The following is a 21,786-nucleotide window of genomic DNA, read 5'->3' as shown; positions in this document are numbered from 1 at the left end:
AATCACCGCACATCATCATGTCTGGTGTGCGGCTTCACCTAGTGTATGACAAAGTCACCCGCCTTGTGCTATACTGAGGGGTATCGAGGAGACGAGCCATGCGAAACTCCCAGCCCCTGACGATCACACTGCCGCTCGAGATGGCGCAGATGGTGAAAAATAAAGTTGCCTCAGGCGAATACGCCACCGAGAGCGAAGTCATCCGTGATGGCCTGCGTACGTTGGCTGCCCGTGACGCGGCGATTGAACGCTGGCTGCGCGAGGCAGTCGTGCCGACGATGCAGGATGCGCGCGCCCATCCTGAGAAGCTTTTGACGGCCGAACAGCTGCGCCGCAATCTCTCTGAGCACATCAACGCGATCGCCGCCAAACCGCGCTCCGGTGCATGAAATATCAGGTCAGGTTCCATGCTGCCGCCGAGCGGGACATTGCCGAGTTGCTGAGCGAGCTCGCGCCAAAGGCTGGCGTGGCAACTGCTTTGCGTTTGGTCGGGCGCATTGTCGACTATTGTCTCGACTTTGAAACTTTTCCGGAGCGGGGCACGCGTCATGACGAAATCGCACCGGGTTTGCGCACGGTAGGATGGCGCCGACGCGCAACGATCGCGTTCGAAATCGTGGATGACAAAGTGGTCATCCTCCGGATTCTTTATTCGGGTCGTACGCTCGAATTGCCGGACGAAGAGTCCGAACATTGAGGTAGGCCTTAGGCCAGCGGCAGCCGGACCTCGACTTTGAGCCCGCCCGCGGCGGCGTCGCCCACAGTGACGCTGCCGCCGGCATTCTCGACCACCTCGCGCACGATTGCCAAGCCGAGCCCGCTGCCTTCCTCTGCCGAGCCGGCGAGGCGGTAGAAGCGTTCGAAGACATGCTCCCGCTCCTCGGCCGGAATGCCGGGGCCGGTATCGGCCACCGTCAGCACGCCCTCGCGATCGACCATCGCCAGCCTGACAGTCACCGCGCCGCCAGCCGGCGTGTAGCGCAGCGCGTTGTCGACCAGATTGACGATCATCTCGCGCAGCATCGTGCCGTCGCCGATCACCGCCACCGGTCCGTTCTCCTCGAGGCCGAGGTCGATGTCGCGCTTGATCGCCACCGGTGCCTGCGCTTCCAGCACATGGCGGGCGGCCTCGGTGAGGTCGATGCGGTCGGCGCGTGGCCGCCGGCTGCCGGGCTCGGCGCGCGAAAGCGTGAGCAATTGTTCAGCGAGCCGCGCCAGCCTGCCGGAACTCGCTTGCAACGCGACCAGCGCCTCCTGGCGCCGATCGGACACGGTTTCCCGCAAGGCATAGCTGGCCTGCGTCGACAAGAGCGCCAGCGGCGTGCGCAACTGGTGCGCGGCATTGGCGATGAAGCGTCGCTGCGCCGCCATTTGCGCCCGCACGCGCTCCATATAGGCGTTGAGCGCCTCGATCAGCGGCCGGATCTCGCTCTGCGCGCCCGGGACCTCGACCGGATCGAGATCGCTGCGGCTTCGCGAGCGCACGGCATCGCGCAGCCGGATCAGCGGCGCCAGGCCGCGGCGCAGGCCAAGCAGCACGAACACGCCGGCAATGGCCACCAAGGCAAGCTGCTGGGCGAAGGCGCTGAGCCACAGGCGCTTGACCATGGCGTCATGTCCGGCAAGCGTGACGCCGACCGTGACCTTGATCGGCGAATCGCTGCCGGCGCCGATCACGGCATGGCTGAGCGTTGCCAGGCGCAGCGGGTGATCGCGGTAGGTGGCTTCGACGCTGCCGCGATCCGGCGCCTCGGGCAGGTCCGGATAGCCGCTCAGCAGCCGCCCGCCGGCGGTCTCGACGCGATAATAGACGCTGTCGCGGTCGCCGGTGTCGAACATCTCGATCGCCGCCGGCGGCACGGTAGCGTCGAGCGCGCCGTCGGCCATCGCCACCTGCTCGGCGATGGCGCGTGCCGAGCCGACCAGCATGCGATCGGTGACGAGGTCTGCCGTCGCCAGCGCGTTGCGCTGGCTGGTCCACAGATTGATGGCGGCGAGCCCAGCCAGCGGCAGCACCACCCAGGCCAGCAACTGCAGGCGAAGGCTGCCGAACCGGAGCCTGTCGATTTTCATGGCGCCGGATCGTCGTGGCGCAACAGGTAGCCCAGGCCGCGCAAGGTGGCGATCTGGACGCGCGATCCCTCAAGCTTCTTGCGCAGCCTGTGCACATAGATCTCGATGGCGCTGGGGTCGGCGTCGGTGTCGAAGTCGTAGATCGCGGTCGAGAGCGCCGCCTTGCTCACCGTGCGACCGGCCTTGACGACGAGCTGTTCCAGCACCGCGTGCTCACGCGGCGTCAGCGACAGCGTCGCGCCGGCAAGCGAGAACAGCCTGGTGTTGGTATCAAAGGTGAGATCGCCGCAGGAAACGACCGGTGCGGTGCGGTCGTTGGCGCGGCGCAGCTGCACGCGGATGCGCGCTTCCAGCTCCTCGATCTGAAATGGTTTCGCCAGATAGTCGTCGGCGCCTTCGTTGAGGCCCTTGACCCGGCCGTCAAGGCTGGCATTGGCGGTAAGCACGATAACCGGCACCGGGTTGCCACGCGCCCGCAGCCTTTTCAGCACCTCCATGCCGCCCATGCGGGGCAGGGCAAGGTCGAGGATGATCAAAGCGTGATCCCCGGCGGCTAAAGCATGCTCGACATCCTCGCCCTCATGCACCACGTCGACGACATAGCTCGCCTGGCGCAGCGTCTTGCTCAGCCAATCGGCCAGTTCGCGATTGTCCTCGACAAGCAGCAGCCGCATCGTTCGTCGCTGTTCCTCCCAACGGCGTCGACCTTCGCCAAAGGGCGGCAGGCGGCGTCCAAATTGGTTCCCGAGGCAACCGATAGTATCGATCCGCGCGCAAGGCAAACGTGGTTTCTCGGCGACCGCCACCCCGGTCATGGTGCCTGCCGAGCCACCTGTTCGGTCGTGCAAGTGATAAAACCGAACCGTTCGGTTCAATTAATGTTGACGGTTCGTATAGCCGGGGTGAACACCGGCTCCCGTTATCCAGGTGCCGCATCGCGCGACGATCCCCGTAACTGACTGATATCAAACAATAAGAATGTGGCCGCTGCGTAGTTCAGTTAATTTCAAAATCGAACCGAACGGTTCGGTTCACAACTTTTCGTGATTGGAAATGGCAACAGGGCCGACCCATTTCGGGGTGGTCCGAGCGACGCGAATTTCCATTACGGCACGCCACTAGACGGACACGACTTTTGAAATCTGGAGTATCTGAAATGAACAAGATTGCTTTTGCCGCCGCTGCTTTCCTCATTGCCACGGGCAGCGCTTTCGCTGGCAGCGACCACTACGGTTCCGACAATGTCAACCAGCCGGCCGTAACGGCCCCCGCGGGCAACGTCGACAACACCGTCACCGGTTCGATCCGCAAGCTCGACAAGTTCGAGCAGCGCGAGTTCCACATCACACCTGATCAGAACCAGCCGCCGTCGGGCCAAGGCATCTGGGGCCGCTAACCGGCGCGCCTCCTAACCCGCTTCAACCATAACCTTCAAATCTGGAGTAACTCAAATGACCAAGATCGCTCTTACCGCCGTCGCTCTGCTTGTCGCCACGGGCGCCGCTTTCGCCAGCTCGGACAATTACGGAGCGGCCAATGCCAAACAGCCGGCTGTCACCATCGACCGGACTGTGACGACCTCGATCGCGAAGTCGGACGCGGATGTCCGAAGGCCGGTGGTGCAGGGCACCGATCACAACCTGTTCGGCAACCACTGATCCGACCCGGAAAAAAGCAGGCGGCGGGCTTGTCCCGCCGCTCTGTTTTTCTGCAGCCGGCTAACGCCGTTTGAATCGCATCACAAGTATTTGTCATCACAAGCATTTGTAATCGTTTGCCTTTTTCTGAGCGACGTCCGATCCGACACTGCCATGGCAGCTGAGAAGCGAACGCGCCGGGAATAAACCCAGGCCGCCGCGGGTCTTTTCGGCAGCGGGGCCATCCTCCCAAGGCCATCGCCCGACGAAACCAAACGGACAAGGAAAACCGAAATGACCAGGATCGCTCTCACCACTGTCGCAATGCTTCTCGCGATGGGCTCCGCCTTCGCCGGCAGCGACCACTACGGCGCCGATGGCGTCAACCAGGCAGCCACCGTTGGCTCCGACACCAGCGTCACGGCTTCGATCCCGAAGCACAACACAGTCAAGCCGGCCCCGAAGGTCGATACCGAGATGAAGACTGGCGCGACCGGCGCTGCGGATTGGCCGGGTCCGCCATCGGATAACTGGGGCAATTGAGCTCGTCTTTGAAAATATTGAAGGCGGCGGGCTTGCCCGCCGCCTTGCTTATGGGCCGCCAGGCTTCGGGCTACGTCAAATCCTTCGGCCGAACAAAATGCGTCAGTCGGGCGCCACGGAAGTCGAGATCGGCCCAATCCTTGTCCAGCGTGAACCGGACAAGAGCTGCCGTCGGAAACTTCGCTTCGATCTTCTTGAAAACGCTCTCATCCGTTCCGGGGCCGGCCAGCCGCAACACATAGTGCTGCAGGCCGGGATTGTGGCCGATCACTATCAGGCTCGCTGCCTTGGCCTGCCGCACGCGCGCCAGGATCGCACCGGCAGCCGCCTCGTAGAGTTCGTCGGCGAATTGCGCCGGCACGTTCTTCGGGAGTTCGGCCGCAACCAGCCGCCAGGTATCGCGCGTGCGCAGCGCCGGCGACACCAGCGCCAGATCCGGCAGCCAACCGCGCTGGGCAAGCTCCCGCCCCATCAGCGGCGCCGTCTTTAAGCCGCGCGCGGCTAGCGGCCGGTCGAAATCCTCAAGCTTGGGATCGTCCCGACTCGACTTGGCGTGGCGGAGGATAAGAAGTTGTCTCAGGGGCATTGCAGCCTCTACGGCGTGATCCGCGCCAGCTGCTCGAGGTCGGTCTCCTCGCGCAGCGGGTCGGGCGCCATCACCACCGAGGTGGCGTTGTCGGCGTCGTCGGCGAAATGGGCAAGCACGGTGTGGCCCTTTTCCATGCGCGCCTTGCCTTCGGCGACCAGACCCAGCGCCAGCGGATAGAGCCGGTGCTCCACCTTCAGCACGCGCGCGGCAAGCGTGTCCTCATTGTCGCCGACCATCACCGGCACGGCGGCCTGCGCGATGATCGGGCCGTCATCCATCTCGGGCGTGACGAAATGCACCGAGCAGCCATGGATGCGAACACCGGCGCGGATGGCCCGCGCATGCGTGTCCAGACCCTTGAAGGCCGGCAGCAGGGCAGGGTGGATGTTGACCATGCGCCCCTGCCATTTCTCGACCAGGCCGCGGCCGAGGATCCGCATATAGCCGGCAAGGGCTACGATGTCGGCGCCGAAGCCGACAAGCGCGGCGTCGAGCGCGGCGTCATAGGCATCCTTGCTCGGATGGTCGGCGCGCTGGACGACCTTGGTGGCGATGCCGCGCGACTGGGCGATGCCGAGGCCGGCCGCGTTGGCGCGGTCGGAAATGACGCCGACGATTTCTGCCGGATAGGTTGGATCGGCGGCGGCCGCGATCAGCGCCGTCATGTTGGAGCCCCGTCCCGAGATCAGGACGACCGTTCGTTTCCTGCTCATAGGCCGATGGAGCCCCGATAGATGACGCCGGCGTCGCGGCGCGGGACGATGCGGCCAATCGGCGTCACCGTCTCGCCGGCTTCCTGCAGCACCGCCGCGACCTGCGCCGCCTGGCCGGAGGCGACGGCGAGGATCATGCCGATGCCGCAGTTGAAGGTGCGCATCATCTCTTCCGGCGCGACGCCGCCGGTCTTGGCCAGCCACGAGAACACCGGCGGCACGTCGATCGCTTCGAGGTCGAGCTCGGCGGAAAAATCCTTGGGCAAAACGCGCGGAATGTTTTCCGGGAAACCGCCGCCGGTGATATGGGCCAGCGCCTTGATGCCATGCGTGTTGCGGATCGCTTTCAGGATCGACTTCACATAGATGCGTGTTGGCTCGAGCAGCGCCTCGGCGAGGCTGAGCTCCTCGTTGAATGGCGCCGCATCGCTCCAGCTAAGGCCGCTCGCGGCGACGATCCGGCGCACCAGCGAAAAGCCGTTGGAGTGCAGGCCGGACGAGGCAAGGCCGAGCAGCACGTCGCCTTCGACGATGTCGTCGGTCGGCAGCAGCTGGCCGCGCTCGGCGGCGCCCACGGCGAAGCCCGCAAGGTCGTAATCCTTGTCGTGATACATGCCCGGCATCTCGGCGGTCTCGCCGCCGATCAGCGCGCAGCCGGCCTGCCGGCAACCTTGCGCGATGCCGCCGACGATTGAAGCGCCCTGGTCCGGGTCGAGCTTGCCGGTGGCGAAATAGTCGAGGAAGAACAGCGGCTCGGCGCCCTGCACGACGATATCGTTGACGCACATGGCGACGAGATCGATGCCGATCGTGTCGTGCTTGCCGGCATCGATGGCGATCTTGAGCTTGGTGCCCACACCGTCATTGGCCGCGACCAGCACCGGATCGGTGAAGCCGGCGGCCTTCAGGTCGAACAGTCCGCCGAAGCCGCCGATCTCGCCATCGGCGCCCGGCCGGCGCGTGGCGCGCACCAGCGGCTTGATCTTCTCGACCATCAGATTGCCGGCATCGATGTCGACGCCAGCCTCGGCGTAGGTGAGCCCGTTTTTGCGCTCGGCCTTGTCGCCCTTGCTCATCGTCGGCTCGTCCTCGTTTCCATTGCCGGCTCTTCGCATGAATGGTTTCGGGGAGCAAGGATGGCCGTCGTTTCCGCCGATAAAAGCGTGGAAAGTGAGCACCGACATAGGCGATTGGCGAAGGCCGAGATGGCCAATCTCCCCCCTTGCGGGGAGATGTCCGGCAGGACAGGGGGGTGTGAAGGAACATCAGCGTCGATAATGGTTCTGCCGACACGGCGAAAGAAGAACTCCGAGATGCCGAGGGACAGCACCCCTCTGCCTTGCCAGGCATCTCCCCTGCAAGAGGGGAGATCGGCAGCTTCAGCGCCGCTCCTCCCTTGCCCAATTTACTTATCTCCATCATCTATTCTCCAATAAAATCGCGACGGGACATCACGTGACCCTTCCCAACATGATCACGATCATGCGGCTGCTGCTTGTGCCCGCAGTGGTGCTCGCCATGCTGCAGGCGCATTGGGACTGGGCCTTTGCCGGATTCCTCGTTGCCGGCATCTCCGACGGCGTCGATGGCTTCATCGCGCGTCGCTGGAACCAGTCGTCCAGCCTCGGCGCCTATCTCGATCCGATCGCGGACAAGCTTCTGCTGGTCTCGGTCTTCGTCGTCATGGGTTTTGCCGGCGAACTGCCGCTTTGGCTGGTGGTGACCGTGGTCTCGCGCGACGGGCTCATCGTCTGCGCCGTGCTCTTGTCCAGCGTGATGAGCCATCCGGTCGAGGTCAAGCCGCTCTTCGTGTCGAAGGCCAACACCGCCGCGCAGATCGTGCTGGCGGCGCTTGTGCTGGGCGAACTTGCCTTTTCCGTGCACCTGGACCCGTTGCGGGCCGCACTCATATTGCTGACCGGGGTCTTGACCGTGGCTTCGGCCGCAGCCTATCTCGTGGCCTGGCTAAGGCATATGAGCGGCTATGGCGAAGGCTCCCGGACGAGCAACTCCCAAACCGGCGACATCAAGTCGGGCATCGGCAAATCGGGCGGCTCCAACACGGGCGCCTGACGGTGAAGCCGCGGTGATTGAGGCCGACGACAGCTCGGGCGGGCTTCGCCGCCAGGTCTTCTTCTGGCTGGCGACGGCGGTCCTGCTGGCGCTGTTCCTCTACATTTTCTCGGGCATCCTCCTGCCTTTCGTCGCCGGCATGGTGCTCGCCTATTTCCTCGACCCGGTCGCCGACTGGCTGCAGCGGCTCGGCCTCTCGCGCCTGATGGCGACCGTGGTGATCCTGATTGCCTTCATCGTCGTGGTGGTGCTGGCCCTGGTCATCCTGGTGCCGGTGCTGGCCACCCAGATGGCCGATTTCGCCCGCAAGCTGCCGGAATATCTCACCCGCCTGCAATCGCTGATCACCAGTTTCGACCCGAAATGGCTGGAGCAGCGTTTCGGCGTCAACGCCGCCGGCCTGCGCGACGGGCTGAATTCGCTGCTCACCTCCGGCTTCAGCCTGCTCACCACCGTCTTCACCTCGATCTGGAGCTCCGGCGTGGCGCTGGTCTCGGTGGTGAGCCTGTTCGTCGTCACCCCGGTCGTCGCCTTCTACATGCTGCTCGACTGGGACCGCATGGTGGCCGAGGTCGACGGCTGGGTGCCGCGCGATCATGTCGAGACGGTGCGTGCGCTTGCCCGCGACATCAACACCGCCACTGCCGGCTTCGTGCGCGGGCAGGGCACGCTTTGCCTGGTGCTCGGCGCCATGTATGCCACGGGCCTGACGCTGACCGGCCTGAACTTCGCCATCCTCATCGGCTTCTTCGCCGGGCTGATCTCCTTCATCCCCTATGTCGGCTCTTTGACCGGGCTGGTGCTCGCCGTCGGCGTCGCCTTCGTCCAGTTCTGGCCGGACTGGACCATGGTGGTCGCCGTGGCCTGCGTGTTCTTCGTCGGCCAGTTCATCGAGGGCAACATCCTGCAGCCGCGGCTGGTCGGAAAGAGCGTCGGCCTGCATCCGGTGTGGCTGATGTTCGCGCTGTTTGCCTTCGGCGCGCTGTTCGGCTTCGTCGGCCTTTTGATTGCCGTGCCGGCCTCGGCGGCGATTGCCGTGCTGGTGCGCTTCGCCATCGCCCGTTATCTGGAATCGCCGCTTTACAAGGGCAACGGCACACTGCCCGCGCCGCAATTGCCGGCCGACCGCGGCGGCGGCCATCGCTCGACGCGGGGCTGAAATGACGGCTCAGTCAGCCGACCCGCCGCGCCAGCTGCCGCTCGATCTCGGCCACGGCACCGGCTATTCGCGCGACGAGCTCGTCGTCTCGGGCACCAATGCGCAAGCGGCATCGCTGATCGACCGCTGGCCGGACTGGCCGTCGCCGGTGGTCGTGCTGGCCGGGCCGCCCGGCTCGGGCAAGACGCACCTCGCCTGGATCTGGCAGGATCGGACGCATGCCGTCGCCATCGATCCCGGCCGGATCGGCGAGCACATTGCCGGGCTCGGCAGCAGGCCGGCGCTCATCGACGACATCGACAAGGCGGCGGTCGACGAGCAGGGCCTGTTCCACCTGATCAACGCCGTGCGCGGCGCGGGCTCGACGCTGCTTTTGACGGCGCGGCGTTTCCCCTCCGCCTGGCGCGTCGCGCTGCCCGATCTCATCTCGCGGCTGAAGGCGGCGTCGACGGTCGAGATCCACGAGCCCGACGACCTTTTGCTTGCCGGCGTCATCACCAAGCTCTTCGCCGACCGCCAGGTCGAGGTCGAGCCGCATGTGGTGCAATATCTGGTGCGTCGCATCGAGCGCTCGCTCGCGACCGCCATGCGCGTCGTCGAGCGCCTCGACCGCACCGCACTCGAACGCAAGACGCCGATCACCCGCGCCTTGGCCGCCGAGACCGTGAGCGCCATGGACGAAGGGCAGGGCGAGTTCGATATTTAGCCACCGATAGCGCCCGGCGGTTACGCCCATAGCCCGGTCAGATGCTGGGCCAGAAGATACACGCCTGTGCGCCGCGATGTAACAGGCGGCGACAAGGACGAAAAACATCAGGCTGGCGGACCGCGACCGCGCGACGCCACCCGGTCTCTTGCTCGGCCGGTTGTTCCAAACCCAGAGCGCAGCGCACAGAATTGCCCAGACCACCATGACCGGAACGGCAAAGCCGTAATAGGCTAAATAGGCTGGGCCGATCAGCGACAGCACCGCCTCGACAACAGGCATGGGAAATCCCCTTTTGTTCAAAGCTTAGACCGGCGACAAAGTTGGAAGCGAGGGATTATTCAAGCCACAGCCGGTGTGTTCCGTGATCAACCCGTGGGAGCCCGCGGCCTAGAGCAATTCCAGGAAAAGTGTGATCGGTTTTCCGTCCGGAATTGCGTAAAAACAAAAGAGGTAGAGCGGTTCGCCGTTTCCGTGAAACGGTGAAACGCTCTAGCCGTCCCATTTCGGAACAGCCTTTCCGGCATCGCTCTTGCAAGGCAGACAATGCCGGTTGATCCCGGTCCCGGTCGCGTTCCTGATCGGGTTGTAGGCTCGCCGGGCTCGAGGTGTTGGGGTTCTCGCCCGGCGGGTTTACCGTTCCTCCGAACTGCGGCCTTGAGCTAGACTATCAAATGGTCTATTTAATGGACCCAAATCATGGTCCATATAGGGTTGTCATGCAGATATCCGTGACAGACGCCAAGGGGCAACTGACCGAACTGGTGAGGCGCGCCGAGGCTGGAGATGAGATTATCCTGACCCGCCACGGTCACGCGGCCGTGCGTCTCGTCCCGGTACGGTCCGCGCCGGACCGGAAGCACCGCCGGAGCCTGCTGCAGGCCGTCCGGGCCTCCGGCGCTGCGAAAGCCAGTGCCGGCCCGCCTGCGGCGCGCAGCCAGGATTTCCTCTACGGCGACGACGGCCTGCCGGAATGATCGCGGTCGATACCTCGGCCTTGATCGCCATCGTCCTCGACGAGCCGGCGGCGGACGCCTGTATCGCTGCGCTTGAAGCGGAAGACGAACTTCTGATATCGGCCGGAACCGTAGCCGAGCTCCTGACTGTTGCCGCACGACGCGGCGTGGCCGAGGAAGTGCAATCCCTGCTCGACGGGCTCGGCTTCGAGATTGCGCCAGTCACGGAAGGCGCGGCTCGGCGTGTTGCCGAGGCTTACGCACGATGGGGCAAAGGCATCCACCCCGCGGCGCTCAACTTCGGCGACTGCTTCGCTTATGAAGTGGCGAAGGACCGCGCTTGCCGGCTGCTCTATGTCGGCGAGGATTTCTCCAAGACGGATGTCGAAGGCGCGATTTGAGCGACCCGAAATGGGCTAGATCGGCTCCCCCGTGAGCCTGTCCCGTAGCCGGCGCAGTTGCCGCCGCCACCATGGCTTCGGCTTGCGCGGGACCAGGACCATCTTGCCGTCGATGACGGCGTCGTCCACCCAGTCATGCACCCGCATGCGCCAGCTGGTCGAGACGCGGGCAAGCAGGGGGAGCGGATCGCCGCCGCTGATCCGCACCAGTTCCGGATCCTTCAGCAAAAGGCGGAAATCGAAATCCTGGGCGATGAGCGCGCGCAGGAACACGATCTGACGCCGCATGCGGTGGAAGTCGCTTCCCTGTCCGTTGACCATGCTGCGGGCGCCGATCCACTGATGAAGACGGGCGCCCCTTAGCGTTTCGGCGGGCGGGCGGAAGGAGACCTGTTGGCGCCCGTCTTCGATGCGGCTTGTCGGTGTCAGCGGATACCAGAAATCGAGTGGCACGGGGATCGGCACTCTGACGCTGGCTTCGGCAAGCGCGGCTTCGCTTGCGCCACGCCTGAGGCAGATCGCGCTCTGCGCCGCAAATCCCAGTTCAGCAAGCGCATCGAGCAGCAAGCTTCCGCCACCGATGGTGAAAGCCGCGTTGATGCGGTCGCTTATGAGGGGAGACCACAAGTCGCGCGGCACCCATGTCAGCCGCCGCCTGGCGCCATCCACGACGACGATGATGTCTGTGTTGGCGTCCCAATTGTCCCTGTCGAGGATCGCCACGACCACGGCTGCCAAATGAGAGCCCCCTCTGCCCAGATGCCGGGGCGGGACCGGCTTGGTCTTTCCGGGAAGGAAATGATGGTCGGAGTGGCGTGATTCGAACACGCGACCCCCTGATCCCAAATCAGGTGCGCTACCAGGCTGCGCTACACTCCGACGTCTCGCGGCGTATAGGGGGCGCACGCCCGGAAGGCAACACAAAAACGGAGGTCAAAAAGCGACCGTTCGGCTCAGCGTTGCTGGCCGGCGATCTTCTTGGCGATCGCAGCGCCCTGGATCCTTGCATTGGCAAAGCAGCCGCGAATGCTCGGCCGCATGCCGGTGAACCAGAGTCCGGGCAGCTTCGGGTCGTTCGCGGCGCCGTTGAACAACGGCACGCCCTTGGCGTCGAGCACGCCGAGCCGGCCCAGCATCGTCTCCAGCCCCGTGCGGTAGCCGGTGGCGGCAATGACGATGTCGGGCGCGATCGTCTGGCCATTGTCCAGCACGACGCCGTCGCGCCTGAATTCGCGCAATTGCGGCACCACGATGATGCGTCTGGCCTTGATGGCATCGACCGCGCCGTCGTCGGCAGCGATCGCCGTATAGTCGGAGCCGAGCCGGCTTGCGCCGCCCGCCGGGGCGGGGGGCAGGCCGTGTTTGGTAAGGTCGCCGAACACCAGGCGCTGCGTTGCCGCCATCACCGCGTCCGCGAGCCTTGTCGGTAGGCTCGCCATGAGCGGCGATATGCGGTGCACGGCGATCTTGCCGATACGCTTGGGCAGCAGCGAAGGTCCGTTGCGCGCCGAAAGCCACATCTGGCCCGTCTCGACGCGGGAAAGATGATTGAGCGCGTCGAAGCCGGAATTGCCGGCGCCGATCACCAGCACCGTCTTGCCGGCATAATCGCTCGCCCTGCCGAAATCGGCCGAGTGGATGATCGATCCCGAAAAATCCTCCATGCCTTTCCAGGCCGGGATGAAGGGTTGCCGGTCGCGCCCGGTGGCGATCACCACATAGCGCGCCGCCTTCAAGCCCGCGCTAGTCCGCAGCAGCCAGTGGTCGCCCCGAAATTCGATCTCATCTACCTTGACGCCGAAGGCGATCGGCAGCCGGTGCCTTTCGGCGAAATCGTTGAGATGGCCGATGACGGCGCTGCGGTGCGGGAAGGCCGGCGTTCCTGCCGGAAAGGATACGCCCGGCAGCGAGGAAAGGTCGCGATGCGTGTTGAGGTGCAGGTTATCGTGGCGGCGATGCCAGGGCTCGGCCAGCCGTTGCTCGCGTTCCAGGACCTGCACCGTCACACCGGCCTTGACCAGCGCATAAGCGGCGGCAAGCCCGGCGGCGCCCGCGCCGATGACAATCGCGCCTTCCAGTATCGCTGGCTCGCCGACCCCCGACGGCAAGACTTTCGCTTCCGCGTCCATTGGTGTCTTTATCGTCGCCATCATGCCTTCAACTGGCACGGCCATGTATCTGACATATGCCGCTCACGTGCCAAAAGGAATAGGCGGATGTTGCGAGACCTCCGGCATTGTGTCGCGGATTTTTACAAGCGCCGGCTAATGAGCCGGGTCGGCGTGGCGATGCACCAGCTTGAACGCGCCATCCTCCAGCCGGAACACTTCCGTCACCCGCAGGGTCATCTCGGTCGCCTCGCCGTTCTTGCCGATGCGCGCCTTGGCATGCTGCAAGCCGCTCCAGAAGGCCAGATCGCCGCTTGCCGAAGCCTGCAGCACCTCAAGGTCGGTGTTGCCGCCCTTGTGGAAGCTTGCAGCGTCGCGTTCGTAGCGGCCGGCGACCGCTTCGGCGCCTTCGAGATGGTCGCCGCGCGGCGAGAAAAACGTCGCCGGTCCGGCGTGGGTGACGATCGCCTTCAGCGAGGTGGCATCACCATTGACATAGTCCTCGGCGATCTTCTCGCGCTGCTTCATGAAAGCATCGAAAGACGAGCCGCCGGGGTGCACCCTTCTGATCCAGCTTTCCAGGCCGGCCATGAAATTCTCGAGGAAGGCGGCGGTGTCGGCATTAGTGACGGCGCCCTTATCGTCGAGCAGCTCCGCGACATTGCCGATATAGGCCTCCGGCTGCTGCATCACGGGCATGTCGAGGAAGACGAAGGTCTGCCGAAGCGCCTGATTGGAGCCGAAGGCGCCGATCTTGCTCGGGCTGACGCTGACGACCCCGGCGGGCAGGTCCTTGAACACGCTCTTGCCCGGCGGACGCGAGCCCACATCGAGCGCGTTTTTCAGACAGCCCGGGATCGAGCGGTTATATTCCGGGGTGACGAACAGCACCGCGTCGCATTCGCGTATCGCCGCGCGAAAAGCCGCCCACGCCGCAGGCGGGCTGTCGCCATCCAGATCCTCGTTGTAAAGTGGCAGGTCGCCGATCTCGATGAAGCGGCAGCGCACCGAATCCGGCGCGCGGGCGGCGAGCGCCTTGGCGATCTTGCGGCTGAAGGACTGGGCGCGCAGGCTGCCGACAAGGACAGCAAGCTGCAGGACGGCGTGTTCGGTTGCATTGGTCATGGCGAAACGTCCGGTTCTGATTTGCCTCACAGGGTAGGACCGGCTCGGGCCGGCCGCCCGACCTTTCGATAATGTCGCCAGCCCAGTGAGGTTCCCTACGTCATGGCGGGCCCCTGGCCGCTTGCGGCCTTGCCGCCGCGGCCATTGCACAGTAATGACGGATTGGCGCGAGATTTCAGGCATCCTGCAGGGTCTCGGATATTGCGCCGAACAAAGGTGCCCGGTCTTCGGGCGGCAAAGAGGTGGTCATGTCCGCGCGTATTTTCAGTCCAGCCAAAACCGCGATGCAGTCCGGCAAGGCCAAGACAGGACATTGGGTGCTGGAATTCGACCCCGCCCAGCGCAAGAAGATCGATCCGCTGATGGGCTACACCACCTCGGGCGACATGTTGAGCCAGGTGAAGCTCACCTTCGAGACGAAGGAAGAGGCTGTGGCTTATGCCGAGAAGCAAAAGATCGCCTATCGCGTGGAAGAGCCGAAGGAAGCCAAGCGCCGGCAGATTTCCTATTCGGACAATTTCCGCTATGACCGCAGGACGCCCTGGACGCACTGACTCCCGGTCTTGCGTCGCCTGGCGTAACCCGCCTCAGCCGGCCCGGCCGGCCGACGGTCCCGTAGCTCAGCTGGATAGAGCACCGGCCTTCTAAGCCGATGGTCGCAGGTTCGAATCCTGCCGGGATCGCCATTTTTGGCGGGGGTCCGTTCCGGACACATAGGTTACGGTTTATACCGGAGACATGGGTAACACTTTTGGCCCGAAGGGGTTGTGGAGTGGTTCGAGCCTGAATGTCTCATCATCAAAGTACCCCAAATCATAGTCCATGAAGCTGGCAAGCCAGATATGGTCTTCGATCTGTTTGATGCCGACGGTCTGGCCGGCAAAGACGAGGCTAAGGTTGATCTTCTTGCGATTGTAGCAGATGCGACCGCAGGTGGTGACGGTGACGGCCTTATCGTGAAACGGATAGTCGAGCTCTGGCAAGCCAGTGTAGGGGCGCGTTGAGGGCGTGTAGCGCTCTGCCGGGCAGTCCATGCCGAGCGCCTGATGCGGGCGCTCTGAGTTGAACTCGTCGATGAAGTCATCGAACCTAGCCTGTTGCTGAAGGAAATTGGCGCCAGCCGGTTTGGTGGCTTCCTTCTTCAGGGTGAGGTGCATGCGCTCGTGGCGCCCATTCTGCTGTGGGCAGCCCGGCTGGATGCGCTCGATGTCGATGCCCAGGCGCAGCCACCAGACCGACAGCTTGCTGAGGTTGAAGAGCGCGTTGGGGCAGGCGAAGGGAACGCCATTGTCGGTCCTGATGGCGCGGGGCAGACCGAACTCCTTGAAAACGCTCTCGAACACGGTGAAGGCATAGGCTTCCTTGGTGGTCGACAGCGCCTCGCAGGCAATGAGATAGCGGCTGGCGAAGTCAGTGATCGTCAGCGGATAGCAATAGCGCCGATCGGTGAGCATGAACTCGCCCTTGTAGTCGGCGCACCACAGATCATTGGGTCGACAGCTGCTTGAAAGTGGCGTCCCCGTCGCCTTGTTGCGCCGTCGCTTGCGGTGCTCGACCATACCGTGCCGGTCGAGCACCGCATGCACCGTCGAGATCGCAGGCCTGTGCACATCCGGATAGAGCCGGGCCAGCCGCTCGCGTATCTTAGGCGCACCCCAAGTCGGCTTGTCCTGCTTCAGGCGCACAATCAGCTTCTCGATTTGAAACGGAAGCTGATTGGCGTGGCGATAGGGTCGGCGTGACCGATCCGTCAGCCCCTCAAGGCCGCTATCATTGTAGCGCGCGAGGATCTTGTAGCCGGTCTTGCGCGAGATATCGAATTCTCGGCAAAGGACCGCCATCTTCTCTCCGTCCAGCAGACGGGCCACGAACTTAAGCCGCTCGTCCATGACGTTACACTCCTTCCAAGGCACCTTGCTCTCCTTGCAAAGGGCCAAAAGTGTAACCCATCTATCCAGAATGAACTGTCACCCATCTCTCGGGAAGGGCATCAGTGGCTTATGAGATCCGGCCGGCTCCGGATCCGATCAGAAGTCGCTCACGGCCTGCCCGGCGGGGCCGCCGAGATAAGTGTTCCACACATAGTCCCGAAGCATTTCCCGGTGCTCCATCGTTCGATGGTGGTACCCTGGCCTTTCCGGGTATGACACGCCGGCGAGGTGAAAGAAGGCGCCGTCGATAAACTCATGCCGCCCGACCGCGCCCGCCATCGTCATCGGCCGCTGTTCCAGCGTTGCGACGGCGACATCCGCCTCGGCGAGTTTCGAATAGAGAACCGCCCAGTTTGCGCCGCCGGTGTCGAGGCCGAGGTTCAAGCGCGGCTCGAAGTTCAGCTTGCGATGGGCCACGGCGGAGAACCGATAAAAGCAGTAGCCTGCCCATAAATTCCAGTGCTGATCGCCCTGCTTGGCCTTGTAAACGTGATTTTCGGTGCCGTACGCCCTGCGGCCATATACGGCTTTGCCGTCCAGCTTGGATGGGATGTCGAACGGCGTTACCGGGAAGCAGTCATGATCGATGAAGCCGAAGAGCTCCGGCTTGAGGTGGCGCACGATGTTGTGGAAGGCCCATGTGATTGCAGTTCCGTGCGATCTCGACAGGTGCTTTTCGACCCGCATTGGCAGGGCAAGATAGGGCACGCCGCGCATCTTGCAGATGTTGGCAATGACCTCCCTTGCCGCAATCTTCGTCGAATTGTCGACGACGACCAAGGTCATTCCTGGCGGTTGCATTTCCCACGCCTTCGTTAATGCGTCGATTACCCATGGCACGTTGAAGGCGACCGTGATGCACACGCGCGAGACCCCGGCCTCCTGCAATTCCTTCGCAAGAAGACGCCCGGATGCGCGCCCGCGATGCTCGAAGACCTTGTAGACCACCTGGTTCCTGAGCGCCCTTAACCGGATAACCGTCCGGCTTCGGCTCAGTCTGTCAACGAGCGGTTTGAATGCCAAAGCTGTCTCGCAATAGCTGTGTCCCCGATGTTCTCTTTGCCCGTCGTCGCTGGGAAATCAAGCAGCTTGGAGCGTGGCCAGCAGGGCGTTTGGGGTTTGCTTCAGCCCCAATCCAGATCGATATTAGCGATATTCTCGCGCGAAATGCGTTCGCGAAGCGCTCGGATCCTGACGTCCAGATCGGGCGACAACCTCTCGTGGGTCTCGACCAAGATGCGGCCTATGGAACGATAGATTCCTTCGTCCAGCATGGCCTCGATGCATTCCACCTCGGCACCCTCGATGTCCATTTTCACAATCGCAATGGGGTCGCGAATTGCTTTCAGGAATTCCACCAAATCGACGACTTCGACTTCAAAAGCGCTTCCCTTCGCATGTGCGGGCACCTCGAATAAGGATGACCACTCTGTCATTCGGATGTTTTGAGTGTCCGGTCTCTGATGGAGAGTGGCCTTTCGCGCTGACCCGCCAACTGCTTTGGGAATGATCGTCACCCGTTTGTCGTCGCCGAACCGGCGCGTCAGCATTTTGAGCGCGGTTGGGTCGGGCTCGAAAGCTATTACCTTCATGCCATAGCTGAGGGCGTGCCGCGTGACGTCGCCGACATTGGCGCCAAGATCGATGAACAAGCCGTTTGGGGAGGTGGCTTTCATCAATTGATGAAAGTTGAATTCGGCTTGTCGCTTCGGGCGCGGCGGACGATGCCACCTGCGGTACAGATGCCAGCGCAGTATGAATTCGAGATAACTTTCCTGTAACACAGTCCACCCGCCTTTTGACCGAAGCGGGTATAATCTTGGCTGGATCGAGTATCAACCATGCCTTCACGACGCGACGGGAAGGTACAGTCGTTCGATTGGTTACCTGGTGCAAAGGAACGACCCGTCACTGACCTCGCGCTTGCTACTTCGGCTTATGTACGGCTATGTCGCCGATGGGCTAGGGGAGGTTTGCGATGTCGACATTTTCCAAATGGCTCAGGGAAGTCCGTTCCAAACTGCCGGAGCATGTGACCGTTGGCCGTCACACTTACGGTGTGAAACGGCAGAAGATCATGTTTTCCTCGCAGGACGCTCCGCTGACAATCGGAGCCTTCTGCTCTGTTGCCGGGCGGGTGCTTTTCATGTGCTCCGGCCAGCACCCGACCGAGAGCGCAACCTCGTTTCCAATCTACAGCCGATTGCTGAAGCAGCCCGAGCCGATCCCCAATGGCGGCAAGCCGTCCGGCATCACCATCGGCAACGACGTCTGGATCGGCAATGGCGCGATGATCCTGCCGGGGGTGGAGATCGGCGATGGTGCAGTCGTCGGCGCCGGGGCCGTCGTCACCAAAAATGTGCCCCCCTATGCGATCGTCGGCGGGTCTCCTGCTCGGCTGATAAGATACCGCTTTCCCGAAGAGATCATCTCGAAGCTGCAGGCGATCCAATGGTGGCATTGGGACGATGACAAGGTCAAACGTGAGGCGGCCATGCTCACTGGCTCCATCGAAGCTTTCGTCGCGAAGCATTTTGTGGCAGGCACCGCCCTCAATCGGTCGGGGTAGACGGCAGCGATGACGAACTCCTGTTTTTTTATAGCGGCTGACGCCACTTATTTTCCTTATGCCTGCCTGGCGGCGCGCCGAATTTTGGATGTTTCAAAAAAACCGACGGACGGTTTCATTCTTCATCTTGGCGCCAGCGACGCCGACAAGAGCGTCGCCGATCGTCTGTTGAAGGATCGCATTCGGCTGGTTGACGTAACGGATTTCATGGCTGCATCCGGCTACCGCTTTCGCCCAGGCAGCGTTGCGACGTTCATCCGGCTCTTTGTCGACGAGTTTGCGGAGTTTGCACCTTACGACCGCATAGCGCATATCGATTGCGACGTGCTTTTCAACCGGGACATTGCCGACCTTGTGGAGCAGCCTATTCAGGCTGCGTTGCTCGCAGCGCATGACGATTACATGTATTTCCGGCCAGCCTACCGGCAAAAAATGTCCATGCAGCCGGGTGCGCCGTACTTCAACGCCGGCATCATCGTCTTCAATATGCTGCCGGTGCGCGAACAGGGACTCATGAAGGAGGCTCGGAAACTCGCTGTCGAAGGTCAGATGAACGACCAGAATGCCCTCAACGTCGTCTTCGAGGGCAAGTGGCAGACGATGCACCCCAACTGGAATTTGCAATCGCTTGGAACGAGAGAGTTTCGTTTCTCGCAGGCCTGGGCCAGGCATTTCGCGGGCGGTAAGCCGTGGGGCAATCAGGTCGGCGTCGAACTTGAAGCTCTCAGGATATGGCGCGACCTGGCAAAGGACACGCCTTGGGGCAAGCCGTTCGAGCAGCGCATACCCTTCGAGCGCGGCGTGATGAAGCGCTTCTTCCGGCGCTTCGATGCTGTTGCCGGTCTTTTCGGCAAGGACGTGCAGCGCCGCCGGGCCAGATATGACGGCACGAAGATGCATCGGCTCTACGCCCGGCAGGCGGATGAAGGAGCAATGGCGGTCCAGTTTCCCGAAGTGCTTGGCGATTTCGCCTGATCAGGCGTCGCTTCGCCCTCATTGAAAACAAAGCCCGCCGCGGCAATGGGAAACCGCGACGGGCTTGGCGACGCCCCTGGTGGGACGCCATTGGAAAATCGAGGGCTACGCCAGTAGGCCGGCGACCTTGGCCGCCTTGCGCAGTGTCTTGCGGGCTTCCACCGGGCTGCGCAGGCCGTCGAGCGCATCGCGGCAGACACGGCTTGCCGAGCGCCAGGCGCCGCCGCGCGCTGGCCCCGGCCAGCGCTGGTCGAGGCATTCCATCGCCTCGAAACAGCTTGATACCTTGCGCTGGCCGTTTGGCTGGAAATCGATCACGACTGGTTCGGAAAACCAGACATCGTTCATCACTTCCTCCGTTCTTGTGATTGTCTTTAGAGCAAGCAATCGGCGCCGGATGGGCGCCCGATGCAGGTTCGCGAGGCGATGCGGAACCCGCGCGTTAACCAACCATCGCGCATTAGGTTCCGAAGAATTTTAAGGTGGCGACAGGCCGAGTTCGGACCGGCTCATGGGCACCGGTTGGCGCGCGATCCGGGCCGCTAAATCGCGCGACCAAGGACCTTTAAAACGCTCTATTCCACCAGCACATGCGCCTCGCGCGCGGCGACGATAAAGGCCTCCCTGGCGTTGTCCGCCGCGATGTCGCCGCGGATCGCCCGGCGGCAGGCGCGCAGCGCCGCGCCATGCAGCGCGCTGCCGGCATCGCGCCATTGGCCGGTCAGCAGTTCGACGGCTTGCTCCGCGTTGGATATATGCCGGATAGAGCCGGAAACGCCGACGGCGACTTCGACCGGCCTGGAAAACCATCCCTGGATCATCGCGAAAGCTCTCCCGAAATATGTCGGAACACGAAATTTTGCCGCGTGGTTCCGATCCGGAACGTCAACTTACCGTGAAGCCGTCTCACGAAGGCGGCGCACGCTGCTCATCTGCCAAGCGGCCGCCGCGAAAGCTCCATCAATTCCGCCTCGTCGGTGATGCCCGCCATGTAATTGGCGATGATGCGCGAAGCGCGCGCTTCCTTCTGTTCGGCGGTCTCGCCCTCGATATTGCCGTTCGCGTAGACACGGCCAAGCATGGCCGTCTCGTCAGGGGTGAATGTGTTGCGCACAGCGGTCATGGCTTCCTCCTAATAGCCCGGCCCCTCTCTGCCCCGGCTAACATATTAGCATGCTTCAAGATCGGGAGTGAGTCGCCGGTACATAGCCGCAGGCCTCTTTGGTCAGGCGCCTCGGCCGGCCTGCTTCCGCGGCTGCGGCTGACCGCTGTTTTGTCGGGTCTCGTTATATTCTTGCCGAATGAGCGTTGCGCTGATACGCATTAGCAGCACGGAATTTTTCCGAGTCTGTATTGACTTGCGTCGAGAAAAGCGCCGTGCGTTCTGTCCGAGACCAGCAACCCCGACGTGGTGGCAACCGGGTTACGAAGGGGTTCTGGTCGAAAAGAAGCAGGGCAGGTCCCGTCCAAATCGGGGCACGCCCGTCAACGCTCTGGAACTCCGAAGCCATTGCCCCCATGGCCTTCGGAAGAGCATGAACCATGGGGAAATCGATGGTCACCAAGAAACTTACCGCCAACGCAGAAAGCGCGGCAGCCTTTCTTGCGGTGATGGGCAACGAGAAGCGTCTGCTCATCATGAACTACCTCGCTGAGGGCGAACTCTCGGTCGGCGTGCTCGCCGACAAGGTCGAACTCAGCCAGTCGGCGCTGTCGCAACACCTGGCCAAACTGCGCAGGTTTGGCCTTGTCGAAACCCGCCGCGATCGTCAGATGGTCTATTATTCCTGCAAGTCTTCGGCAGCGCGCGAGCTTCTGACACTGCTCGATGGCCTGCTGACGACGGACAAGCCGCTTGCCGGACCGGCAAGGCAGGCCTTGGTCGAAAGGATGCGGCGGCCGCAAGCCGCCTGAACAGACTGGCACACACACGGACGAGGCCGGGGGGCCTTCGTCCGGCGCGGCACTTCCATGGCCCAGACTGCGTGCAAGCGGCCGCATCGTGACCCGCCCACGTTTCCTTGCTCCTGTCATGCCGCTCGCCCGGCGGTTCATCACGTTTGTTTGAGAGGCGACGCTTGGAAGTCCGATTTCCGCTGCAGGCCACTGATAGTAAATGATTTTTGTGTATGAGCGGGGTCTGGCTCAGCCGAAGATTACAGATTTGTAAGTCGCCTGGTCGGGCGCTGTTGGCTAAATTTCGAGTCGATCCACACCCCCGGATCATG

At 62.9% G+C, this 21,786-nt stretch carries 27 protein-coding genes, 2 tRNA genes and 2 pseudogenes; 15 read left to right on the top strand and 16 right to left on the bottom strand.

The window, feature by feature from the left end; translation table 11 throughout:
- Window positions 1-98: 98 nt before the first annotated feature.
- Window positions 99-389: a type II toxin-antitoxin system ParD family antitoxin gene (locus LB525_RS06535; protein ID WP_140846080.1), complete on the top strand. Its 291-nt coding sequence runs from the start codon at window positions 99-101 to the stop codon at window positions 387-389.
- Window positions 386-697 carry a type II toxin-antitoxin system RelE/ParE family toxin gene (locus LB525_RS06530; protein ID WP_224544017.1) on the top strand — a complete coding sequence of 104 codons (312 nt, stop codon included), beginning with the start codon at window positions 386-388 and terminating at the stop codon, window positions 695-697. The genes LB525_RS06535 and LB525_RS06530 overlap by 4 nt, the downstream gene beginning before the upstream one ends.
- Window positions 698-705: 8 nt before the next feature.
- Here LB525_RS06530 and LB525_RS06525 read toward each other — a convergent pair whose 3' ends face one another.
- Window positions 706-2,073 carry a sensor histidine kinase gene (locus LB525_RS06525; protein WP_224544016.1) on the bottom strand — a complete coding sequence of 456 codons (1,368 nt, stop codon included), beginning with the start codon at window positions 2,071-2,073 and terminating at the stop codon, window positions 706-708.
- A complete protein-coding gene (locus LB525_RS06520; protein ID WP_224544015.1) occupies window positions 2,070-2,747 on the bottom strand; it encodes a response regulator in 678 nt (225 codons plus the stop codon). The genes LB525_RS06525 and LB525_RS06520 overlap by 4 nt, the downstream gene beginning before the upstream one ends.
- A 482-nt stretch (window positions 2,748-3,229) precedes the next feature.
- Here LB525_RS06520 and LB525_RS06515 point away from each other — a divergent pair, with 482 nt between their 5' ends.
- From LB525_RS06515 to LB525_RS06505, 3 genes are all read left to right on the top strand, one after another.
- Window positions 3,230-3,469, top strand: a complete 240-nt coding sequence (locus LB525_RS06515; protein ID WP_224544014.1) for a DUF680 domain-containing protein — start codon at window positions 3,230-3,232, stop codon at window positions 3,467-3,469.
- 55 nt (window positions 3,470-3,524) lie between these two features.
- Entirely contained in the window at window positions 3,525-3,731 is a 207-nt protein-coding gene (locus tag LB525_RS06510) for a DUF680 domain-containing protein (protein ID WP_095767086.1), read from the top strand.
- Window positions 3,732-4,004: 273 nt separating this feature from the next.
- Complete coding sequence (locus LB525_RS06505) at window positions 4,005-4,253, top strand: DUF680 domain-containing protein (RefSeq protein WP_140846085.1); 249 nt, start codon at window positions 4,005-4,007, stop codon at window positions 4,251-4,253.
- 70 nt (window positions 4,254-4,323) lie between these two features.
- On the opposite strand, the gene LB525_RS06500 is transcribed toward LB525_RS06505, so the two are convergent.
- Genes LB525_RS06500 through purM form a run of 3 tightly spaced genes read right to left on the bottom strand, consistent with a single transcriptional unit; the run spans window position 4,324 to window position 6,631 of the window.
- Entirely contained in the window at window positions 4,324-4,839 is a 516-nt protein-coding gene (locus LB525_RS06500) for a SixA phosphatase family protein (RefSeq protein ID WP_224544013.1), read from the bottom strand.
- Window positions 4,840-4,847: 8 nt separating this feature from the next.
- Window positions 4,848-5,555, bottom strand: a complete 708-nt coding sequence (gene purN / locus LB525_RS06495; protein WP_224544012.1) for a phosphoribosylglycinamide formyltransferase — start codon at window positions 5,553-5,555, stop codon at window positions 4,848-4,850.
- Entirely contained in the window at window positions 5,552-6,631 is a 1,080-nt protein-coding gene (gene purM / locus LB525_RS06490) for a phosphoribosylformylglycinamidine cyclo-ligase (protein ID WP_095767195.1), read from the bottom strand. The genes purN and purM overlap by 4 nt, the downstream gene beginning before the upstream one ends.
- Before the next feature lie 379 nt (window positions 6,632-7,010).
- On the opposite strand from purM, the gene LB525_RS06485 reads away from it, so the two are divergent.
- The 5 genes from LB525_RS06485 (at window position 7,011) to LB525_RS06465 (ending at window position 10,850) form a co-directional block, all read left to right on the top strand.
- Window positions 7,011-7,628 carry a CDP-alcohol phosphatidyltransferase family protein gene (locus LB525_RS06485; RefSeq protein WP_224544011.1) on the top strand — a complete coding sequence of 206 codons (618 nt, stop codon included), beginning with the start codon at window positions 7,011-7,013 and terminating at the stop codon, window positions 7,626-7,628.
- Window positions 7,540-8,787, top strand: a complete 1,248-nt coding sequence (locus LB525_RS06480; RefSeq protein WP_411971003.1) for an AI-2E family transporter — start codon at window positions 7,540-7,542, stop codon at window positions 8,785-8,787. Before LB525_RS06485 ends, LB525_RS06480 begins: the two co-directional genes overlap by 89 nt.
- A gap of 1 nt (window position 8,788) precedes the next feature.
- On the top strand, window positions 8,789-9,493 hold the full coding sequence (gene hdaA / locus LB525_RS06475) for a DnaA regulatory inactivator HdaA (RefSeq protein WP_224544010.1): 705 nt from the start codon (window positions 8,789-8,791) through the stop codon (window positions 9,491-9,493).
- A 719-nt stretch (window positions 9,494-10,212) separates the two neighbouring features.
- Window positions 10,213-10,470, top strand: coding sequence for a type II toxin-antitoxin system Phd/YefM family antitoxin (locus tag LB525_RS06470; protein ID WP_140846092.1), 258 nt, complete (start codon window positions 10,213-10,215; stop codon window positions 10,468-10,470).
- On the top strand, window positions 10,467-10,850 hold the full coding sequence (locus tag LB525_RS06465; protein WP_224544009.1) for a type II toxin-antitoxin system VapC family toxin: 384 nt from the start codon (window positions 10,467-10,469) through the stop codon (window positions 10,848-10,850). The genes LB525_RS06470 and LB525_RS06465 overlap by 4 nt, the downstream gene beginning before the upstream one ends.
- A 15-nt stretch (window positions 10,851-10,865) precedes the next feature.
- On the opposite strand, the gene LB525_RS06460 is transcribed toward LB525_RS06465, so the two are convergent.
- The 5 genes and pseudogenes from LB525_RS06460 to LB525_RS28680 form a co-directional block, all read right to left on the bottom strand.
- A complete protein-coding gene (locus LB525_RS06460) occupies window positions 10,866-11,588 on the bottom strand; it encodes an LCP family protein (protein ID WP_224544008.1) in 723 nt (240 codons plus the stop codon).
- A gap of 64 nt (window positions 11,589-11,652) precedes the next feature.
- Window positions 11,653-11,729 (bottom strand) — tRNA-Pro (locus tag LB525_RS06455).
- Window positions 11,730-11,803: 74 nt separating this feature from the next.
- Window positions 11,804-12,979, bottom strand: a complete 1,176-nt coding sequence (locus LB525_RS06450) for a flavin-containing monooxygenase (RefSeq protein WP_224544174.1) — start codon at window positions 12,977-12,979, stop codon at window positions 11,804-11,806.
- Window positions 12,980-13,114: 135 nt separating this feature from the next.
- A complete protein-coding gene (locus LB525_RS28685; RefSeq protein ID WP_224525197.1) occupies window positions 13,115-13,486 on the bottom strand; it encodes a nuclear transport factor 2 family protein in 372 nt (123 codons plus the stop codon).
- A gap of 36 nt (window positions 13,487-13,522) precedes the next feature.
- Window positions 13,523-14,083: pseudogene (locus LB525_RS28680) on the bottom strand (NADPH-dependent FMN reductase); the annotation flags it as partial.
- A 248-nt stretch (window positions 14,084-14,331) separates the two neighbouring features.
- Between LB525_RS28680 and LB525_RS06435 the strand changes: the two are divergent.
- Entirely contained in the window at window positions 14,332-14,637 is a 306-nt protein-coding gene (locus LB525_RS06435; protein WP_095767098.1) for an ETC complex I subunit, read from the top strand.
- 55 nt (window positions 14,638-14,692) lie between these two features.
- A tRNA-Arg gene (locus LB525_RS06430) sits at window positions 14,693-14,769 on the top strand.
- 39 nt (window positions 14,770-14,808) lie between these two features.
- Here the strand turns inward: LB525_RS06430 and LB525_RS06425 are convergent.
- From LB525_RS06425 to LB525_RS06415, 3 genes are all read right to left on the bottom strand, one after another.
- Window positions 14,809-15,996, bottom strand: a complete 1,188-nt coding sequence (locus LB525_RS06425; protein WP_411971002.1) for an IS481 family transposase — start codon at window positions 15,994-15,996, stop codon at window positions 14,809-14,811.
- A 114-nt stretch (window positions 15,997-16,110) separates the two neighbouring features.
- Window positions 16,111-16,962, bottom strand: a complete 852-nt coding sequence (locus LB525_RS06420; protein ID WP_224544006.1) for a hypothetical protein — start codon at window positions 16,960-16,962, stop codon at window positions 16,111-16,113.
- Window positions 16,963-17,138: 176 nt separating this feature from the next.
- Window positions 17,139-17,798 carry an FkbM family methyltransferase gene (locus tag LB525_RS06415; RefSeq protein ID WP_141245332.1) on the bottom strand — a complete coding sequence of 220 codons (660 nt, stop codon included), beginning with the start codon at window positions 17,796-17,798 and terminating at the stop codon, window positions 17,139-17,141.
- Between the two features lie 473 nt (window positions 17,799-18,271).
- On the opposite strand from LB525_RS06415, the pseudogene LB525_RS28675 reads away from it, so the two are divergent.
- Together LB525_RS28675 and LB525_RS06405 are read left to right on the top strand one after the other, a co-directional pair.
- Window positions 18,272-18,455: pseudogene (locus tag LB525_RS28675) on the top strand (DapH/DapD/GlmU-related protein); the annotation flags it as partial.
- A 137-nt stretch (window positions 18,456-18,592) separates the two neighbouring features.
- Window positions 18,593-19,558, top strand: a complete 966-nt coding sequence (locus tag LB525_RS06405; protein WP_224544005.1) for a glycosyltransferase family 8 protein — start codon at window positions 18,593-18,595, stop codon at window positions 19,556-19,558.
- Window positions 19,559-19,663: 105 nt separating this feature from the next.
- Here the strand turns inward: LB525_RS06405 and LB525_RS06400 are convergent, their stop codons facing one another.
- The 3 genes from LB525_RS06400 to LB525_RS06390 all read right to left on the bottom strand — a co-directional run bounded on the left by LB525_RS06400 (window position 19,664) and on the right by LB525_RS06390 (window position 20,681).
- Window positions 19,664-19,906 carry a DUF982 domain-containing protein gene (locus LB525_RS06400; RefSeq protein ID WP_095767102.1) on the bottom strand — a complete coding sequence of 81 codons (243 nt, stop codon included), beginning with the start codon at window positions 19,904-19,906 and terminating at the stop codon, window positions 19,664-19,666.
- A gap of 227 nt (window positions 19,907-20,133) precedes the next feature.
- The gene (locus LB525_RS06395) at window positions 20,134-20,379 is read right to left on the bottom strand and encodes a DUF982 domain-containing protein (protein WP_095767103.1); all 246 of its coding nucleotides are present in this window, start codon (window positions 20,377-20,379) and stop codon (window positions 20,134-20,136) included.
- A 107-nt stretch (window positions 20,380-20,486) separates the two neighbouring features.
- Complete coding sequence (locus LB525_RS06390; protein ID WP_140541087.1) at window positions 20,487-20,681, bottom strand: hypothetical protein; 195 nt, start codon at window positions 20,679-20,681, stop codon at window positions 20,487-20,489.
- Window positions 20,682-21,112: 431 nt separating this feature from the next.
- Between LB525_RS06390 and LB525_RS06385 the strand changes: the two genes are divergently transcribed.
- Window positions 21,113-21,472, top strand: coding sequence for an ArsR/SmtB family transcription factor (locus LB525_RS06385; RefSeq protein WP_095767198.1), 360 nt, complete (start codon window positions 21,113-21,115; stop codon window positions 21,470-21,472).
- Window positions 21,473-21,786: the final 314 nt, after the last annotated feature.

The sequence above is a fragment of the Mesorhizobium sp. CA16 genome (assembly GCF_020165175.1).
Classification (GTDB): Bacteria; Pseudomonadota; Alphaproteobacteria; order Rhizobiales; family Rhizobiaceae; genus Mesorhizobium.
This window is presented reverse-complemented; position numbering and strand designations above follow the sequence as displayed.

What these genes read in the sequence shown, in the direction of transcription:
- LB525_RS06535 (WP_140846080.1), top strand. Translation starts at nt 99, where the DNA reads ATGCGAAACTCCCAGCCCCTGACGATCACACTGCCGCTCGAGATGGCG.
- LB525_RS06530 (WP_224544017.1), top strand. Translation starts at nt 386, where the DNA reads ATGAAATATCAGGTCAGGTTCCATGCTGCCGCCGAGCGGGACATTGCC.
- LB525_RS06525 (WP_224544016.1), bottom strand. Translation starts at nt 2,073, where the DNA reads ATGAAAATCGACAGGCTCCGGTTCGGCAGCCTTCGCCTGCAGTTGCTG.
- LB525_RS06520 (WP_224544015.1), bottom strand. Translation starts at nt 2,747, where the DNA reads ATGCGGCTGCTGCTTGTCGAGGACAATCGCGAACTGGCCGATTGGCTG.
- LB525_RS06515 (WP_224544014.1), top strand. Translation starts at nt 3,230, where the DNA reads ATGAACAAGATTGCTTTTGCCGCCGCTGCTTTCCTCATTGCCACGGGC.
- LB525_RS06510 (WP_095767086.1), top strand. Translation starts at nt 3,525, where the DNA reads ATGACCAAGATCGCTCTTACCGCCGTCGCTCTGCTTGTCGCCACGGGC.
- LB525_RS06505 (WP_140846085.1), top strand. Translation starts at nt 4,005, where the DNA reads ATGACCAGGATCGCTCTCACCACTGTCGCAATGCTTCTCGCGATGGGC.
- LB525_RS06500 (WP_224544013.1), bottom strand. Translation starts at nt 4,839, where the DNA reads ATGCCCCTGAGACAACTTCTTATCCTCCGCCACGCCAAGTCGAGTCGG.
- purN (WP_224544012.1), bottom strand. Translation starts at nt 5,555, where the DNA reads ATGAGCAGGAAACGAACGGTCGTCCTGATCTCGGGACGGGGCTCCAAC.
- purM (WP_095767195.1), bottom strand. Translation starts at nt 6,631, where the DNA reads ATGAGCAAGGGCGACAAGGCCGAGCGCAAAAACGGGCTCACCTACGCC.
- LB525_RS06480 (WP_411971003.1), top strand. Translation starts at nt 7,540, where the DNA reads ATGGCGAAGGCTCCCGGACGAGCAACTCCCAAACCGGCGACATCAAGT.
- hdaA (WP_224544010.1), top strand. Translation starts at nt 8,789, where the DNA reads ATGACGGCTCAGTCAGCCGACCCGCCGCGCCAGCTGCCGCTCGATCTC.
- LB525_RS06470 (WP_140846092.1), top strand. Translation starts at nt 10,213, where the DNA reads ATGCAGATATCCGTGACAGACGCCAAGGGGCAACTGACCGAACTGGTG.
- LB525_RS06465 (WP_224544009.1), top strand. Translation starts at nt 10,467, where the DNA reads ATGATCGCGGTCGATACCTCGGCCTTGATCGCCATCGTCCTCGACGAG.
- LB525_RS06450 (WP_224544174.1), bottom strand. Translation starts at nt 12,979, where the DNA reads ATGGACGCGGAAGCGAAAGTCTTGCCGTCGGGGGTCGGCGAGCCAGCG.
- LB525_RS28685 (WP_224525197.1), bottom strand. Translation starts at nt 13,486, where the DNA reads ATGAAGCAGCGCGAGAAGATCGCCGAGGACTATGTCAATGGTGATGCC.
- LB525_RS06435 (WP_095767098.1), top strand. Translation starts at nt 14,332, where the DNA reads ATGTCCGCGCGTATTTTCAGTCCAGCCAAAACCGCGATGCAGTCCGGC.
- LB525_RS06405 (WP_224544005.1), top strand. Translation starts at nt 18,593, where the DNA reads ATGACGAACTCCTGTTTTTTTATAGCGGCTGACGCCACTTATTTTCCT.
- LB525_RS06400 (WP_095767102.1), bottom strand. Translation starts at nt 19,906, where the DNA reads ATGAACGATGTCTGGTTTTCCGAACCAGTCGTGATCGATTTCCAGCCA.
- LB525_RS06395 (WP_095767103.1), bottom strand. Translation starts at nt 20,379, where the DNA reads ATGATCCAGGGATGGTTTTCCAGGCCGGTCGAAGTCGCCGTCGGCGTT.
- LB525_RS06390 (WP_140541087.1), bottom strand. Translation starts at nt 20,681, where the DNA reads ATGACCGCTGTGCGCAACACATTCACCCCTGACGAGACGGCCATGCTT.
- LB525_RS06385 (WP_095767198.1), top strand. Translation starts at nt 21,113, where the DNA reads ATGGTCACCAAGAAACTTACCGCCAACGCAGAAAGCGCGGCAGCCTTT.